Origin of the sequence: Rhodobacter ferrooxidans (assembly GCF_000176015.1) — a bacterium.
GTDB classification, from domain to species: domain Bacteria; phylum Pseudomonadota; class Alphaproteobacteria; order Rhodobacterales; family Rhodobacteraceae; genus Pseudorhodobacter_B; species Pseudorhodobacter_B ferrooxidans.
Map to the genome: position 1 here is coordinate 1 of NZ_ACYY01000036.1, position 15,706 is coordinate 15,706.

Genomic DNA, 15,706 nt, shown 5'->3' on the forward strand with positions numbered 1-15,706 from the left:
CGCGTGAGCCGCGCCGGGTTTGCCGGAGGCTCCAACTCTTGATTAGTATGGAGCATCATGAGCAAGACAACGAACAAGTTTTCCCCCGGGTAATCCCCCCATTTTTGACGGGGTGCACTCGTAGAACTTACGCGGCCATTTTCAGTTTCTGGGCGGGTGTAATGCCGCCAATGCCCATGTTCGGGCGGTCGTTGTTGTAAGTCCATAGCCATTGCGTGGCAAAGTCCTGAGCCTCCTCTATGGTTTCGATGATGTATTGGTCGAGCCATTCATGCCTGACGGTGCGGTTGTAGCGCTCGATGTAGGCATTCTGCTGGGGTTGACCCGGTTGGATGTGTTGAATGGTTATCCCCCGTTTCTCAGCCCATATCAGCAGCTTGCCACTGATGTATTCCGGGCCGTTGTCTGGTGACCTGCCCCCCTGTCGTCCCTCGTTCATAACGAGAGTCTTTTGGCGATGCCGTCGAGGATGACGGTGGCAAGCTTGTGCTTTGAGACTGAGAGCTCGGTTTCGGTGATGCGGCGCGGGATCGAACCGGTGGTGAGGTTCATTTTGCGGGGGCCTTCTGAGAACGGACACGCGACAGACAGACAGACAGAAATTTCCCGGCCTCCAGAGACATCTGGTGGCTGAACGGGGTCGAAAGCTCGGCTAGAAACCCCGTATGGCAGAGTTTCTGAACCGCCGTGCGTTCCGTGATCTGGCGTCGTTCCGGTTTCTGGGAGTTGGTATCCGAATTACGTTGCGGATCAGGGCAATCGGACAGGCGCGCTAGTAGTCCACCTGCTCGAAGCCGTAAGAACCCTGATGATCCCGCCATTCGATGAAGACCGAGCGGCGGTGAATGCTGGGACAAACTCCGGAGCCGGTTGTGCCGGAATTGACCCAACCTTCAGGGCCCCTGAAAGCTGCGGGCATGGCCGCGACGGACGACCTTCGCCAATGGAAATCCCCCTGGGTAGCCGACGATGGTGAGCTGATCGCCGGGCATGGCCGGGTGCTGGCTGCCGCGATGCTGGGGCTGAAGGACGTGCCGGTAATCCGGCTCAGCCACCTCGACGAAGCCGAGCGCCGGGCTTACCGCATCGCTGACAACAAGCTGACCGAACTTGGCGAATGGGATGAGGTCAGGTGATCAGCGCCACCGTCGATTATCCCGGCAGCGCTGATGGGCTGGATCCTGTCTGCCCTCACCACCAGCCGTTGGGCACGGGCTGCGGCGATCTATGCCGCTGCGGCCCTTACCCTCGTCCTGTTCCTGCTGAACCTGCGCCGCGCCGTAGAACCGGGCGGCTGGCGGAACGTCTGCAAACCAAGGAGAACGCCCATGCCGCGCAACGCCAGATGCTGGAGGCCGCCAGCCGCCGTCCTCGTGATGCTGATGCTCTGGCTCAGCGGATGCGCGATGGGCGGTTCTGATCCCGGCGCCAGGGTCTGTCCGCCGGTGGTGGAGTACAGCCGGTCAGAACAGGCGCGGGCGGCGGATGAAATCGGGGCACTGCCGGAGGGCGCCGTGATCGGCGGATGGCTGGCGGACTATGCTGTGTTGCGGGATCAGGCGCGGGCGTGCCGTTAAAGACCGGACCGAGGGACAGATCTGCGGGAAACGCCATCAGACGCGAAATTTTTACGCCGCCCTTACGCCATTCGGCCAGGACTCGAATGGTATCCTTACGGGCATCGGGTCCAGACTCAAGTCATCTGGCATAGAGGATCCGCAATGTTTGACTTCATTTACATCGGCTTGGGTTTGGGCGGGTTTGCCCTATTTGCACTCGCCGTCCGCAGCATGGAGCGAATGTGACATGCCGCTGTTCGATTTGATCCTTGGCACCACTGTTGCCGTTGGCCTGTTCATCTACCTCGGGGCTGCCTTGCTGCGGCCCGACCGGTTCTAGGGGGGCAGGATGACATTTCTGGCCTATGCCCTTTACTTCGGCGCCCTGATTGGCGCGGCACTGATGCTCGCCGCCTGGATGGCGCGGGTCTATGCCGGTATCCCGGCGCTTGCCGGGGTCGAGCGGTTGCTGTTGCGCGGCGCGGGCGTCAACCCCGGGCGCGACATGGCCTGGCCCGGCTATGCGCTGGCGGTGCTGGCCTTCAACCTAGTCGGGTTCATCGTGCTATATGCGATCCTGCGGGGGCAGGGCGCCTTGCCGCTGAACCCTGACGGCATTGGCGGCATGGCCCCGGATCTCGCCTTCAACACCGCCGTCAGTTTCGTGACAAACACCAACTGGCAGGCCTATTCGGGCGAGGCGCAACTCAGCTACCTCAGCCAGATGGCCGGGCTGACGGTGCAGAACTTTGTCAGCGCGGGCACGGGCATGGCGGTGGCCGTGGCGGTGATCCGCGGCTTTACCGCCGCCAAGGGCACGACGATCGGCAATTTCTGGGTGGATCTTGTGCGGTCGGTGCTGTGGATCCTGCTGCCGCTGTCGATCCTGCTGGCACTGTTCCTGGCCTGGCAGGGCGTGCCGCAGACCCTGCTGGGGGCGGTGACCGCCAGCGGGCTGGAGGGCACCGAGCAGGTCATCGCCCGTGGTCCTGCGGCGGCGCAGATCGCCATCAAGCAGTTGGGGACCAATGGTGGCGGCTTCTTTGGCGTCAACTCGGCGCATCCGTTCGAGAATCCGACCATTGCCTCGAACCTGGCGCAAAGCCTGGCGATCCTGCTGATCCCGGTGGCCTTCTGCTTCCTGTTCGGCCGGATGGCCGGGGATCGGCGGGAGGGCCGGGCGATCTTTGCCGCCATGGCGGTGATGTTCGTGGCGGGCCTTGTGGTGATCCATCTTTACGAAGCCGCGGGCAACCCGGCCCTGGGCCTTGGCGCCAACATGGAGGGCAAGGAGCAACGCTTTGGCGCGCTGCTGTCATCGCTTTGGGCGGCCTCGACCACCGCCGCCTCCAACGGCTCGGTCAACGCGATGCATGACAGTTTCATGCCACTGTCGGGGCTGGTGATGCTGGTTTTCATGCAGATTGGCGAGGTGATTTTCGGCGGCGTCGGTGCGGGGCTTTACGGCATGCTGCTTTATGTCGTGCTGGCGGTGTTTCTGGCCGGGCTGATGGTCGGGCGCACGCCGGAATACCTTGGCCGCAAGGTCGAGGCGCGCGAGGTGACGCTGGCGGTGCTGGCCTTCCTGTCGATGCCGCTGGGCATTCTGGTGGGCGGGGCCATCGCCGCGACGGTGCCGCAAGCCTTGGCTGCGGTGCAGGACGCCGGGCCGCATGGCTTCAGCGAGATTCTTTATGCCTATTCCAGCGCCACCGGCAACAACGGCTCGGCCTTCGGCGGCTGGGGGGCTGCCGGAACCTGGCACACCACGGCGCTGGGGCTGATCATGCTGCTGGGCCGCTATGCGATCATCGTGCCGATGCTGGCCATCGCAGGCTCGATGATCCGCAAGACCCGCGCGCCGGTGACCAGCGGCACTTTCCCGACGCATGGCCCGCTGTTCGTGACGCTGCTGATCCTCACCGTGCTGATCCTCGGCGCGCTGACCTTCTTTCCCGTCCTCGCCCTTGGCCCGATCGCGGAAGAAACCGCGCGGGCGGCCGGGCAGAGCTTCTGAGGCATCCCATGGCGAAACATGACCGATCGGCCAATGCGTCGGGTATCTACCCCGCCGCGATCAGGGCCAGCGTGACCAAGCTTGACCCGCGACAGTTGTGGCGCAACCCGGTGATGTTCGTCACCGCCATCGTGGCGACGATGACCACCCTGCTGGGCCTGCGCGATCTGTTCACCGCGACGGCAGGCGCCGGGGTCGCCTTGCACATCGCCTTCTGGCTGTGGCTTTGCGTGATCTTTGCCGACTTTGCCGAGGCTCTGGCCGAGGGTCGTGGCCGCGCCCGCGCCGACACGCTGCGCGCCACCAAGTCGGAAACCCGGGTCAGGCTGCTGACCGGCCCAGATGCCGACCCCGGCACGGCAAGCATGGCGCTCTCGACCAGCCTGCGCGCCGGGCAATTGGTTTACCTGACCGCGGGCGACACCGTGCCCACCGATGGCGAGGTGCTGCGCGGCATGGCGAGCGTCAACGAAAGCGCCATCACCGGCGAATCCGCCCCGGTGATCCGCGAGGCCGGGGGCGACCGCTCGTCGGTGACCGGCGGAACCACCATCGCCTCGGACTGGATCGTGATGAAAGTCACCGCCGAACCGGGCAAAAGCTTCCTCGACCGGATGATCGCGCTGGTCGAAGGCGCGGAACGCCAGAAGACCCCGAACGAGATCGCGCTGAACATCCTGCTGGTCGGGCTGACGCTGATCTTCCTGTTCGTCGTGGTGACGCTGCCCGCATTCGCCAGCTATTCCGGCACCACCATTCCGGTGGTCGTGCTGGGCGCGCTGTTCGTGACGCTGATCCCCACCACCATCGGCGGGCTGCTGTCGGCCATCGGCATCGCCGGGATGGACCGGTTGGTGAAGGCCAATGTCATCGCCAAATCGGGCCGCGCCGTGGAAGCCGCGGGCGATGTGGACACGCTCTTGCTGGACAAGACCGGCACCATCACCTTCGGCAACCGCATGGCCGATGCGCTGATCCCGGCGCCGGGGGTGGACGCGCGCAGGCTGGCCGAGGCGGCGGCACTGGCCTCGCTGGCCGACAAGACGCCCGAGGGCAAATCCATCGTCGAGAAGGCACGCGAGATGCTGGGGGCGATCCCCGCCATGCCGCATGGTGCCGAACCGGTGGCCTTTACCGCGCAGACCCGGCTTTCCGGTCTGGATTTGGCGGATGGCCGCCGCCTGCGCAAGGGCGCCATTGATGCGGTGATCCGGCTGACCGGCCAGACCCCGCCCGGCGCGCTGGCAGCGCAGGTCGATGCCATCGCCCGCTCGGGCGGCACGCCGCTGCTGGTGGCGGAAGGCGACGTGATCCTGGGCGTCGTGCATCTGAAGGACATCGTGAAACCCGGCGTGCGCGAACGCTTTGCCGAGTTGCGCGCCATGGGCATCCGAACGGTGATGATCACCGGCGACAACCCCTTGACCGCCGCCGCCATCGCCGCCGAGGCCGGGGTGGACGACTTTCTGGCCGAAGCCACGCCCGAGATGAAGCTGGACCTGATCCGCCGCGAACAGGCGGGGGGGCGGCTGGTGGCGATGTGCGGCGATGGGTCGAACGACGCGCCCGCACTGGCGCAGGCCGATGTCGGCGTGGCGATGAACGCGGGCACCCCGGCGGCCAAGGAGGCCGCCAACCTGATCGATCTGGACAGCGACCCCACCAAGCTGATCGAGGTGGTGCTGGTCGGCAAGCAACTCTTGATCAGCCGCGGCGCGCTGACCACCTTCAGCATCGCCAATGACGTGGCGAAATACTTCGCCGTGCTGCCCGCGATCTTTGTTGCGGCCTATCCGGGGCTGGCGAGCTTGAACGTCATGGGGCTGGCCTCGCCGACCTCGGCGATCCTGTCGGCGGTGATCTTCAACGCGCTGATCCTGATTGCCTTGGTGCCGCTGGCTCTGCGCGGCGTGCGCTACCGCCCGGCCAGTGCCGCCGCCCTGCTGCGCCGCAATCTGCTGATTTACGGCCTGGGCGGGCTGATCGTTCCATTCATCGGCATCAAGGCGATTGACCTGTGCCTTGTCGCGCTGAACCTGGCCTGAGGAAATCACCATGCTGACCCAGATGCGCCCCGCCCTCACCTTGACGCTGTTCTTCACGCTGCTGACCGGACTTGCCTATCCGCTGGCGATGACCTCGGTGGCGCAGAAGCTGTTCCCCGACGCCGCCAATGGCAGCCTGATTGCGCAAGGCGACCGGGTGATCGGCTCGGCGCTTGTCGCGCAGGGCTTTGCCGCGCCGGGCTACCTGCACCCGCGCCCCTCGGCCAGCGGCTGGAATGAGGCGGGCACCGGGGCGTCGAACCTCGGCCCGACCTCGGCTTTGCTGATCGCCGCGGTAGCTGAACGCCGCGCGGCATGGCGGGCGGAAAACGGCACGGACGCTCCGATTGATGCCGTCACCGCGTCCGGCTCGGGCCTTGACCCGCACATCAGCCCGGAGAACGCCGCAGCACAGGCGGGCCGCATCGCCACCGCCCGTGGTGCCGACCCTGCCGCCATCGCGGCGCTGATCGACAGCGCGGTCGCGGGCCGAAGCCTCTGGCTTTATGGCGAACCCTCGGTGAATGTGCTGCTGACCAACCTGGCCCTTGATGCAAGCTTCCCCTTCGCGCCCGCGGACGGCAAAGGAACCCCGACCGAATGACCGCCGAAGCCGACCTTCGCCCCTCGCCCGACGCGCTGCTGGCCCATGCCGCGCGCGAGGGGCGCGGGCGGCTGAAGATCTTCATCGGCGCGGCGCCGGGCGTCGGCAAGACCTGGGCGATGCTGGAAGACGCGCACCGCAAGCGCGCCGAGGGCGTCGATGTGCTGGCCGCCCTGATCGAGACCCATGGCCGGGCCGAGACGCAGGCCAAGCTGGCGGGCCTGCCGCAATTGCCGCGCAAGCCGGTGATCTACAAGGGCCGGGCGCTGACCGAGATGGACCTCGACGGCCTCTTGGCCCGCAAGCCCGCGCTGGCGCTGATCGACGAGTTGGCTCACACCAATGCTGACGGCGGGCGGCACGAAAAACGCTGGCAGGATGTTGAAGAGGTGCTGGCGGCGGGCATCGACGTGTTCACCACGCTGAACATCCAGCATATCGAGACGCTGAACGAAACCGTCGCCCGCATCACCGGCGTGCGGGTGCGCGAAACCGTGCCCGACCGGGTGCTGGAACTGGCCGACGAGATCGAGCTGATCGACCTGCCGCCCGACGAGCTGGTGGACCGGCTGAAGGCGGGCAAGATCTATCCGCAGGATCAGGCGGCGCGAGCGCTGACCTCGTTCTTCGGCAAGGGCAACCTGACGGCGCTTCGCGAACTGGCGCTGCGCGCCGCTGCCGACCGGGTCGATGCGCAACTGCGCGACCACATGGCGGCGAACGCGATTGCCGGGCCATGGCCGACGCAGGAACGCATTCTGGTCTGCGTCAACGAAAGCCCGGCGGCGCGCGAGGCGATCCGGGTCGCCAAACGCTCCGCCGACCGGGCCCGCGCCGACTGGATCGCGTTGAACGTCACCCAGACCCGCGCCGAAGGCCTGCCGGATGCCGACAAGGACCGGCTGGCAGGCAGCCTGCGGCTGGCCGAACGGCTGGGGGCGGAACTGGCAACGCTGGAGGCCGAGCGCGATGTGGCGCAGGCCATCCTGGCCTATGCCACCGACCGCAACGCCAAACGCATCGTGATCGGCCGCCCGCGCCCGCGCCCGTTCTGGGCAAGGCTGACCACCGAGGATGTCGCCGCAGGTCTGCTGCGCCAGTCCGGTCCGTTCGAGATCACCGTGGCCGCCGAACCGGACGAGCGCGGCACGCGGGCGGGCTGGCATCTGCCGCGACTGGGTGGCGAGCCGCTGGCCTGGGGCGAGGCGGTGCTTGCGGTGGCGCTGGCCTCTGGCTGCGCCTATGCGGCGGAACAACTGTTTCCGGTGGCCAGCCTGTCGGTGATCTACATGACCGCCGTGGTGGTGGTGGCCAGCCGCCGCGGCCTTGGCCCGGCCATGGCCACGGCGGTTCTGGGGTTTCTGGCCTACAACTACCTGTTCACCGAGCCGCGCTTTACCTTTCGGGTGTCGCGGCAGGGCGAGTTGCTGACGCTGGGGCTGTTTCTGGTGGCATCCTTGATCACCGGCAATCTGGCCGCCCGCCTGCGCGCCCGCATCGACGCCCAGACAAGCATCGCCGACCGCACCAACAAGCTTTATGATTTCAGCCGCCGCATCGCCTCGGCGGCAACCGCCGACGATGTGGTCTGGGCCTCGGTCAGCCATGTCGCCACCACGCTGCGCTGCGAGGCGGTGCTGCTGATGCCGGTGCAGGGCGACCTGCGGGTGGTGGGGGGCTTTCCGCCCGAAGACCGGCTGGAGGTGCGCGACCAGTCCGCCGCCCAATTCGCCTGGGACAAGGGCGAACCTGCCGGTCGCGGCTCTGACACCCTGCCGACGGCGCGCTGGTTCTTTCTGCCCCTCGCAACCGGCGAGCGGCGGTTGGGTGTTCTGGGCATCGCTTATGCCGACGACCGGCTGTTTGCCCGCACCGACCGGCGGCTGCTGGATGCGCTGGTGGATCAGATCGCCCTGGCGCTGGAACGGCTGCGGCTGACCGAAGACCTTGCCGCCACCGAGCTTGCCTCGGAAACCGAACGGCTGCGCACGGCGCTGCTGAACTCGGTCAGCCATGATCTGCGCACGCCGCTGGTCACCATCATTGGTGCTGCGGGCAGTCTGGCCGACACCCCTGGCCTTGCCCCTGCCGCCCGGCAGGCCCTGGCCGAAAACATCCGCGAGGAAGGCGAGCGGCTGGACCGCTATGTGCAGAACCTGCTGGACATGACGCGGCTGGGGCATGGCGCGCTGACGCCGCAGATGGCGCCGGTCGATCTGGCCGAACTGGTGGGCCAAGCGCGGCATCGTCTGCGCGCGCCGTTGCGGGCGCATCGGGTGGCGGCGGACATGCCGGATCAGGTTCCGCTGGTGCTGGCCGATCCCGTGCTGCTGGAACAGGTTCTGGTGAACGTGCTGGACAACGCCGCGAAATACGCTCCCGCCAATACGACCATCGCGGTTGTGGCGCGCCGCGACGGGGCCTTGGTTGACCTGTCCATTGCCGACAGCGGCCCCGGCATCCCGCCCGCCGATCAGGCCCGGGTGTTCGACATGTTCTACCGCGTGGCCGGTGGGGACCGTCAGCGCGCCGGCACCGGCCTTGGCCTTGCGATCTGCAAGGGGCTGATCGAGGCGATGGGCGGGACGATCCGCGCCGAAACCGCTTTCCCGGACGGCACCGGAACGCGTATTGTGATAACCCTGCCGATCCTCGACCGAAAGACCGATGCATGACCGAACCTGCCCGCATTCTAGTGATCGACGACGAGGCGCCGATCCGACGGTTCCTGCGCGTGCCGCTGGAAGCCGAAGGGCACAGCGTCATCGAGGCGGCCAACGCACGCGAAGGCATCCTCGCCGTGGCGCGCGAGGCGCCGGGGCTGGTAATCCTCGACCTTGGCCTGCCAGATGCCGACGGCTTGTCAGTCCTGCGCGAAATCCGCGGCTGGAGCCAGGTTCCAGTGCTGGTGCTGTCGGTGCGTACGGACGAGGCGGGCAAGGTGGCGGCACTGGACGCGGGCGCTCAAGACTATGTCGTCAAGCCCTTCGGCATGAAGGAACTGCTGGCTCGCATCCGCAGCCTGCTGCGCGGCAGGGCCGGGTCCACACCCCCGACCGTGATCGAGATCGCCGATCTACACATCGACCCTGGCAACCACACGGTGACCAAGGCTGGTGCCGCCCTGCACCTGACCCGTCGCGAATTCGATCTGCTGTGGCTGCTGGCCAGCCACGCGGGTCGGCTGGTCACGCAGGGCATGATCCTGAAATCGCTCTGGGGTCCGGCCCATGCCGAGGACAGCCAGTATCTGCGTGTCTATGTGCGGCAGCTGCGCCAAAAGCTGGGCGACGACGCAGCCAATCCTCGCTACATCATAACCGAGCCGGGTATCGGCTACCGGTTTTTAGGATGACGCCGATCATCATCGCGCATCTACCGCAGCCGCCAGAGTCAAAAAGTCCCCGCTTTTCAGGGGGACTCGTCAAACGTTGAGGTGGCGTTGATGTAAAACGCGAGTATCTATACACAAGCGAATCGCTCAACATTTAAGCCATTGATATCTTTTATATTTTTGGTTGCGGGGACAGGATTTGAACCTGTGACCTTCAGGTTATGAGCCGAAGCCTTTGATTTTCATACATTATTTGATTTCAGTACCTTGTCGAGTAAGCCTTTGATACGACGCCCTCTTTCGCCTGCACCGGTGCGTTCTCGTCGTGATTCGACCGCACTGTTGGTTCGCCAAACCGCATTCACGGGTTGACCAGACGTTGACAAGAGCGCCGACGAACCGCTCGCGATCATAATCACTCGCATAGCGGCAACCAAACGCTCAGCCACGTTGAGATCGACGCACAGGGCGGGGAGCGGACTTGCGGCGGCGCGGCAATTCCTTGTGGTATGCAGATCAAGCGGCCCTTCTTTCGCAGCGCCGGCGGAGGTGGCCAAACCGATCCGCCCTCGATGAACGGCGGCATATGCGGTTAGACACATCCGGGAGTTGTCCGCATCCCAGATATTCAAGAACACAGATAGTTGTGACAATGATGACTGACCGGGGAGGCACCGTGGCCTCGGTGAGTGGGCCGATGATGTTTATGGGGCTGGAACTTTTCTGCGAACTGCGCACAAACCCACCGTGCTGCAAAGGTGCTTCAGGTCCGAGAACTGATCAACCCGCGCGCTGAATTTGAGACCTGAACGACAGCGCGAAGCACTTGACGGTGAGGCGATATCAGACGAGCGTTCTACAATCGCAATCCCGTGCGAAAAGGGCGATTGCTTTCGCAATGCAAGAAAATGGATGTGCCATGAAGATCATTGACTGCCTTATTTCCGCTTTCTCGCATTTGCACAATCCAAGACCTGTCGCGGCAGTGGCGGTTGTGGCCCTTCTTACTTCTGCAAGTCTGGGTCACGCAGAGAAAGCGTCCCCGCTCGTGTTGCCAGTGATCAAACAGGAGTATCCCGGTAAGCCGAAAAACATCCGCCTAGTTTATCTTAATCTGGCCAAGGTGGGGGGGCGAACTGTAGACCAACCCCTTTTACTGGACACTGGGTCCGCTGGGATGACGGTGGATTGTGCGGTGGTGCTACCTGCCGAGATGTGCTCATCCGACGGGATAAAGATCGACAAAGTGACCCAGATCGACGGCATCACGGTGACGACCCAAGAATTGGTGGCGCATTACGGAACCTATGATGAATACGGAAACCTTGCATATGCTGTTGTGCAGATGGGGTCTTCTGACGCTGTGGCGGTAACGCAGAAACCGATTGCATTCCTGATCCGCACCAAGAAAGTCCGGCGGTCGGATGGAGAGATTGTGGGTGGCCGACTGTGGCCCAAGGGAATCATCGGCATTTCCCCCATCGGTGCCATCGACGATGCGGGCAGTATCCGGTCGCCACTTGCCGAGGTGGACGCTCCGGCGGGGTTGAACCGCGGCTATACGGTCGGCGGGTTGGGGGGCACGTGGGACACCTGCACCATCGAGGATCGGAACTGCCCGGAGGTGCCCGCACTTTCCATTGGGCTAGCGCCAGACATGGGCGATGACTGGAAATTCGCGGCGACCGCGCGCGCCGACAACCGTTTCAATTTTCCGACACTGACAGCTTGCCTGTCTTTCGGAGAGACAACGAGTTGCAAACCCACTTTGTTTGATACCGGAAACTCGACGATCGTCGTTGCCGGGGCCGGCGGCAAGCCGCTGAAAAAGGGAGTTCCCGTCAAGGTCATCTCACTGAAGAAATGGGAGTTCGAGACCCGCTACAGCCCTGAAGTGGAGTTTGCCGAGGGATTGGATCATCACATCGTGGGCATCCGTTTTTTCGAGGAAAACCGACTTGCCGTTGATCTTGATCGAGAGCGCATTGGGCTTGCCCTTGGGGCGGAATAGAAGGGTTCGCCCAATCGACCTCGATCCCAACCCTGCCGACGCTGCATCTGAGCTCCCTGGCCATTTATTGTCCAGACCAGGTGCCATTGAGCTGACCCCGGATCTCTCGCACTGCCGCCTTTCACCTCTCAAAAGTGCTGCAGACTGCACGACCGTCCGGTCTGGTGCAGTTGCAGTGCAGCGTCGGGGACGGCGATGGACGGCTGCAACGGGCCGCTTTCAACCTTGTCGTCATTCTCGCGGAGTCACGTCACGCATCCCCTTTTGCAGCAGGAGCGCCACCTGGTCCGCAGTGAACTTGAACCCCTGTCCGTCCGGGATGCGTTCGGCTGAAACAGGATACTTCGGCCTGCGGGGGTCGATGCCGACAATCCGAAATGTATCGCGGCCGGTGCTGAACTGCCGTCCGTAGTCGGCGGCAGACAGTCCGAAGGCTTCCGCCAGCGCTTCGAAACGCAGCCTTTCCGGGTCGAGTGCGGTCCCGTCCGGAAGCGGGATGGACACTCGGAACGCGAGATCGAAACCCCACCGCAGATCAATCGCTGCGATCTCCTTGGCATCGACTACCAAGCCATGGCCTGCTGCCACTTTCTGGCAGGCCCTCAGCATCTCCTGCGACAAGAGCTGGCAGAGTACGGGCGTCAGGTTTCTGGGTGGCTTTGGGTTCGGCATGGCATTGGACTCTTGGCTTTGGAGACTTGCTGTGGTTCCCCTTAGTGGTAACGCATGTGCACATCGGCATCAAAGCCGCCGCCCAGCCTGACAGCGAATTAGCCGTCGATATCTGCGATCCGCGCCCGGATCACGATCTCCAGCACAGATCATCCGACAGCAGTCGTTTCCCGACAGCTTGCGGCGGCGCGGAGCATTCCCATCTAACCCATTGATCTCCTTATCCGGAATTCCCAACCCCACTTCAATTCCGGTCTCTGCCTGTATTCCGCTTCCTGGCATGTGATCTGACTTGATAACCGCGCGGGTCTACGCCTGTGTCGGGTTGCAAGGAGGCCGGGCACATGGTCAAGCGATTGAAACTGAACGAGAAAGCCCTGCGCGATGCCGAGCCGAAGCCGGGCGTCAGCTATCAGGTCTTTGACACAGAGGTGATCGGGTTTGCCGTGCGGGTTCAGGCCTCGGGCGCGCGAACCTTCACAATCGACTACCGCCATGCGGGGCGGCAACGGCGGATGAACATCGGGCGCTGGCCGGAGTGGAGCGTGACGGCCGCGCGCGAACGCGCCAAGGAATTGCGCCGCGCCATCGACGAAGGACACGACCCACTGGCGGCAAAGGAAGAGTTTCGCGGCGCCCCGCGCGTCAAGGACATGATTGACCGCTACATCGCCGAGCATCTGCCGAAACTGGCGAAGAACAACGCCGGAGACCAAACCTCGATGCTGAAGAAGATGGTCGAACCGGCCTGGGGCAACAAGCTTGTGACCGAGATCACCAAGTCTGATGTCGCAAAGTTCCTTGATTTCGTGGCGGAAGGCCGCCCTCGCCCCAGCAAGGAAAAGCCCAACAACCGGGCGCGCAAGCTGCAGGGGCACAAGCCCACCCCGATCCGGGCGAACCGCACCGGCGAGGTGCTGCGCAAGATGTTCACGCTGGCCGTGGAATGGGAATGGCGGGCCGACAATCCGGCGCAGGGGTTTCACCGGCGCATTGAGGAGGCGCGCGAACGCTTTCTTGGGCCTGACGAGCTGGCCCGGATCGCAGCCGTTCTCGACAGCGCGGAAGATCAGCGCGCGGCATCCATCATCCGCATATGCATGTTGACCGGTGCCCGTGTGGGTGAGGTGCGGACGGCGCGATTCGAACAGTTCAACCTCGACTATGTCGTCTGGTCCAAACCCGCCTCGACCACCAAGCAGCGCAAGATCCACCGCGTCCCGATCTCGCAGGAGGTCGTGGCCATCGTGCGCCAGCGCCAGCTGGTCGTCCCGAAGGGCAATCCGTGGCTGTTCCCAGGCGAAACCGTCGGCCAGCCGGTACGGGAAATCCGCCGGTTCTGGGCCAAGGTGCAAAAGGACGCCGATTTGCCCGATCTGCATATCCACGATCTGCGCCACACCTTTGCGTCCCTGCTGGTCAGCGGTGGCGCATCGCTGGAAATGATCGGCAAGCTTCTGGGACACAGCCAGATGCAGACCACGCAGCGTTACGCCCACCTGATGGATTCGCCCTTGCGGGCAGGCGTTGACACGGTGGCCAGCCTGCTGCGCCCGCGTCCACGCCTTGTGCACGACACCGATCAGGATGGTACGGCCCTGCCAAAATCGGCCTGATCATCCGACAGGTTCCTCGCCGCGCAGCTTGCGCCAGAGCGGGGTCAGCCGCTTGCGGATCGTGCTTTCATCCGGCACCTCACCTGTCCGCGAGTTTTGCACGAACCAGTCCTGCACCAGCGCAATCAGCGCCGATTGCGTCGTGGGCACGCCTTTTTCAAACAGATACCACGTCAACCAGGCGTACATGGACTCCCAGTCATAGCGCGCGTTGGCGCCCATGTTATTGGTCGGTCGCCGTAACAGCTCGCGCTCTTCTTCAAACTGTTGCAACGGCCCGGCCGCCAGCAACAGGTCCGACGACCGGATGGGCAGACCATCCGGCGGTTCGGTCACGTTCAACCACGTCGCACTTCCCAGGGGCTTGACCCGTTTCAACCGGCCCTGCTCATCGCTCGGCCCGAACCTGCGGAACATCGGCATCAGTTCCGCAATCGGAACCTCGACCATGCCTGCGATACTCTCTGCCCCGCAGCTTACCGGCGGAATCCCCGCCAAAACCTGCAAATGCCCCGCCGCCGCCCATCCTGCGATATCGGCCGCAGGGCACCCCCATCGCGCAGAAATCTCGTAGATCGAATAGAACGCGACAGGCGGCAGAGGCATCACCATACTCCAATCAAACATGAGGCATCCGGCGGCCAAAAGCCGTCAGAAGCGGGTTACAAACCCGCAGTGCCAAGCACGCGGGTGGGAATCAACGCAGAGCATGCCGTTGTGGGAAACCGCCTGTAAGCCAGAGCCCCACCTCGTTGGGTGAAGGCAACTGACGCCTATTCTTTCGATTCTTATTTGACTGCTCGGGGTCAGATTACGCAGCCAGAGGGTGTGTCCGCAACATCAATCCCGTGAGCTTCTGCCTGCGCGAAGCGGGTTTCTGTGGACATCTTCGAACGCCGCCGGAACCCGCCCGGAAACGGCTATTCCGGCCATTCCACCCCCCGCAAAACCGGCGAAACATCCCCGAACGCCGGTCAAAGTCGCCCGCCATGACACGAGGTTCGCAGCACCCTGCGATCAACGGCGCATTCGGCCATTTCCAAGAGGCCGCAGGGCGGTCGTCCGACCCTGTCGACAGGAACGGAGGCAGGAAACGTCAATGAAACAAGGGGTGGAATCGGGGTGGATGTTTCAATTCCACCCTCCGCCTGTATTCCGCCCCTCGCGATCTGCTTCCCTCGCCCTGCCTCCGTCAGGGGGTGTTGGGCAAAACGGAGCAGGCAATGACACAACAAAAACCGGAGGCGGAATGTGAACCGCTGAACCTCCTGGCCGACTGGATCAGCCGGGAGCAGCTGGCGCAGGAATTGGGCCTCACCTCCGACACGCTTTCCCGTTGGGAGGCGCGGCGCATGGGGCCACCTTGCACACGCATAGGACGAAAGACGCTGTACCGGCGCGCATCGGTCCAGGACTGGATCCGCGCGCAAGAACAGGTGCACCCGGTGCGCAAATCGAGGGGGCGGTCATGAACTTGCCCGACCGTCGCCCATCCACATGGCCCGCTGATCGCTTGGCCGAGGCCCGCGCCGTCATCGCTGATGTCGCCCATCATAGCGACCACCTGATCCGGCTCGCCTGCAATGTCCTTGTCGCCCACGGCGTCACTGCCGCCGAACGCAAGGACGCCCGCGTTCTGCTGCTGGTAGTCGATGCACGACAACCGATCCGCCAAGCCCAACGCAGGGATCAGCACGAGGGGGTGGCGCGATGACCCGCCGCCATACCCCCGAAGCCGATCTGCAGCGTGCTGTCGTCCAGGCACTGCGCGTTGCCCTGCCCCGCACCGCCATCATCCACCATTGCGCCAACGAGGTGACCGAACCTGGTCCCGTCGGCGCAAACGTC

Annotated in this window: 13 protein-coding genes and 3 pseudogenes; 13 read left to right on the top strand and 3 right to left on the bottom strand. The window is 64.2% G+C overall.

Translation table 11 applies throughout. The annotated features are described in order from the left end of the window. Positions 1-127: 127 nt before the first annotated feature. A pseudogene (locus RSW2DRAFT_RS16565) lies at positions 128-406 on the bottom strand (transposase); the annotation flags it as partial. 547 nt (positions 407-953) lie between these two features. On the opposite strand from RSW2DRAFT_RS16565, the pseudogene RSW2DRAFT_RS16570 reads away from it, so the two are divergent. From RSW2DRAFT_RS16570 to RSW2DRAFT_RS16610, 9 genes and pseudogenes are all read left to right on the top strand, one after another. Beyond that, positions 954-1,127, top strand: a pseudogene (locus RSW2DRAFT_RS16570) (DNA methylase); the annotation flags it as partial. A 42-nt stretch (positions 1,128-1,169) separates the two neighbouring features. Next, positions 1,170-1,577, top strand: coding sequence for a hypothetical protein (locus RSW2DRAFT_RS18775; RefSeq protein WP_332250979.1), 408 nt, complete (start codon positions 1,170-1,172; stop codon positions 1,575-1,577). A gap of 229 nt (positions 1,578-1,806) precedes the next feature. Further along, positions 1,807-1,899, top strand: a complete 93-nt coding sequence (gene kdpF / locus RSW2DRAFT_RS16580; RefSeq protein ID WP_008033094.1) for a K(+)-transporting ATPase subunit F — start codon at positions 1,807-1,809, stop codon at positions 1,897-1,899. A gap of 9 nt (positions 1,900-1,908) precedes the next feature. Continuing rightward, positions 1,909-3,576, top strand: coding sequence for a potassium-transporting ATPase subunit KdpA (gene kdpA / locus RSW2DRAFT_RS16585; protein ID WP_008033096.1), 1,668 nt, complete (start codon positions 1,909-1,911; stop codon positions 3,574-3,576). 8 nt (positions 3,577-3,584) lie between these two features. After that, positions 3,585-5,621, top strand: coding sequence for a potassium-transporting ATPase subunit KdpB (gene kdpB / locus RSW2DRAFT_RS16590; RefSeq protein ID WP_008033098.1), 2,037 nt, complete (start codon positions 3,585-3,587; stop codon positions 5,619-5,621). A 10-nt stretch (positions 5,622-5,631) separates the two neighbouring features. Next, positions 5,632-6,225, top strand: a complete 594-nt coding sequence (gene kdpC, locus RSW2DRAFT_RS16595; RefSeq protein ID WP_008033099.1) for a potassium-transporting ATPase subunit KdpC — start codon at positions 5,632-5,634, stop codon at positions 6,223-6,225. Then, positions 6,222-8,900: a sensor histidine kinase gene (locus RSW2DRAFT_RS16600; RefSeq protein WP_008033102.1), complete on the top strand. Its 2,679-nt coding sequence runs from the start codon at positions 6,222-6,224 to the stop codon at positions 8,898-8,900. Before kdpC ends, RSW2DRAFT_RS16600 begins: the two co-directional genes overlap by 4 nt. Beyond that, complete coding sequence (locus RSW2DRAFT_RS16605; protein WP_008033104.1) at positions 8,897-9,580, top strand: response regulator; 684 nt, start codon at positions 8,897-8,899, stop codon at positions 9,578-9,580. The genes RSW2DRAFT_RS16600 and RSW2DRAFT_RS16605 overlap by 4 nt, the downstream gene beginning before the upstream one ends. A gap of 898 nt (positions 9,581-10,478) precedes the next feature. Next, positions 10,479-11,570 (top strand): hypothetical protein, encoded by a 1,092-nt coding sequence (locus RSW2DRAFT_RS16610; RefSeq protein WP_008033107.1) that lies wholly within the window; start codon positions 10,479-10,481, stop codon positions 11,568-11,570. Between the two features lie 231 nt (positions 11,571-11,801). On the opposite strand, the gene RSW2DRAFT_RS16615 is transcribed toward RSW2DRAFT_RS16610, so the two are convergent. After that, a complete protein-coding gene (locus RSW2DRAFT_RS16615; RefSeq protein ID WP_008033109.1) occupies positions 11,802-12,242 on the bottom strand; it encodes a hypothetical protein in 441 nt (146 codons plus the stop codon). A 344-nt stretch (positions 12,243-12,586) separates the two neighbouring features. Between RSW2DRAFT_RS16615 and RSW2DRAFT_RS16620 the strand changes: the two genes are divergently transcribed. After that, positions 12,587-13,858 (top strand): tyrosine-type recombinase/integrase, encoded by a 1,272-nt coding sequence (locus RSW2DRAFT_RS16620; protein WP_008033111.1) that lies wholly within the window; start codon positions 12,587-12,589, stop codon positions 13,856-13,858. On the opposite strand, the gene RSW2DRAFT_RS16625 is transcribed toward RSW2DRAFT_RS16620, so the two are convergent. Further along, positions 13,859-14,470 carry a hypothetical protein gene (locus RSW2DRAFT_RS16625; protein ID WP_232209707.1) on the bottom strand — a complete coding sequence of 204 codons (612 nt, stop codon included), beginning with the start codon at positions 14,468-14,470 and terminating at the stop codon, positions 13,859-13,861. A 611-nt stretch (positions 14,471-15,081) separates the two neighbouring features. Between RSW2DRAFT_RS16625 and RSW2DRAFT_RS17600 the strand changes: the two genes are divergently transcribed. The 3 genes and pseudogenes from RSW2DRAFT_RS17600 to RSW2DRAFT_RS18620 all read left to right on the top strand — a co-directional run. Next, positions 15,082-15,330: a helix-turn-helix transcriptional regulator gene (locus tag RSW2DRAFT_RS17600; RefSeq protein ID WP_008033115.1), complete on the top strand. Its 249-nt coding sequence runs from the start codon at positions 15,082-15,084 to the stop codon at positions 15,328-15,330. Then, the gene (locus RSW2DRAFT_RS17605; protein WP_008033118.1) at positions 15,327-15,572 is read left to right on the top strand and encodes a hypothetical protein; all 246 of its coding nucleotides are present in this window, start codon (positions 15,327-15,329) and stop codon (positions 15,570-15,572) included. The genes RSW2DRAFT_RS17600 and RSW2DRAFT_RS17605 overlap by 4 nt, the downstream gene beginning before the upstream one ends. Then, positions 15,569-15,706: pseudogene (locus tag RSW2DRAFT_RS18620) on the top strand (VRR-NUC domain-containing protein); the annotation flags it as partial. The gene RSW2DRAFT_RS17605 and the pseudogene RSW2DRAFT_RS18620, both read left to right, overlap by 4 nt.

Coding starts and splice junctions, on each gene's coding strand:
- kdpC (WP_008033099.1), top strand. CDS start 5,632: ATGCTGACCCAGATGCGCCCCGCCCTCACCTTGACGCTGTTCTTCACG.
- kdpA (WP_008033096.1), top strand. CDS start 1,909: ATGACATTTCTGGCCTATGCCCTTTACTTCGGCGCCCTGATTGGCGCG.
- RSW2DRAFT_RS16605 (WP_008033104.1), top strand. CDS start 8,897: ATGACCGAACCTGCCCGCATTCTAGTGATCGACGACGAGGCGCCGATC.
- RSW2DRAFT_RS16620 (WP_008033111.1), top strand. CDS start 12,587: ATGGTCAAGCGATTGAAACTGAACGAGAAAGCCCTGCGCGATGCCGAG.
- RSW2DRAFT_RS16625 (WP_232209707.1), bottom strand. CDS start 14,470: ATGGTGATGCCTCTGCCGCCTGTCGCGTTCTATTCGATCTACGAGATT.
- RSW2DRAFT_RS17600 (WP_008033115.1), top strand. CDS start 15,082: ATGACACAACAAAAACCGGAGGCGGAATGTGAACCGCTGAACCTCCTG.
- kdpB (WP_008033098.1), top strand. CDS start 3,585: ATGGCGAAACATGACCGATCGGCCAATGCGTCGGGTATCTACCCCGCC.
- RSW2DRAFT_RS16610 (WP_008033107.1), top strand. CDS start 10,479: ATGAAGATCATTGACTGCCTTATTTCCGCTTTCTCGCATTTGCACAAT.
- RSW2DRAFT_RS16615 (WP_008033109.1), bottom strand. CDS start 12,242: ATGCCGAACCCAAAGCCACCCAGAAACCTGACGCCCGTACTCTGCCAG.
- kdpF (WP_008033094.1), top strand. CDS start 1,807: ATGCCGCTGTTCGATTTGATCCTTGGCACCACTGTTGCCGTTGGCCTG.
- RSW2DRAFT_RS18775 (WP_332250979.1), top strand. CDS start 1,170: ATGGGCTGGATCCTGTCTGCCCTCACCACCAGCCGTTGGGCACGGGCT.
- RSW2DRAFT_RS17605 (WP_008033118.1), top strand. CDS start 15,327: ATGAACTTGCCCGACCGTCGCCCATCCACATGGCCCGCTGATCGCTTG.
- RSW2DRAFT_RS16600 (WP_008033102.1), top strand. CDS start 6,222: ATGACCGCCGAAGCCGACCTTCGCCCCTCGCCCGACGCGCTGCTGGCC.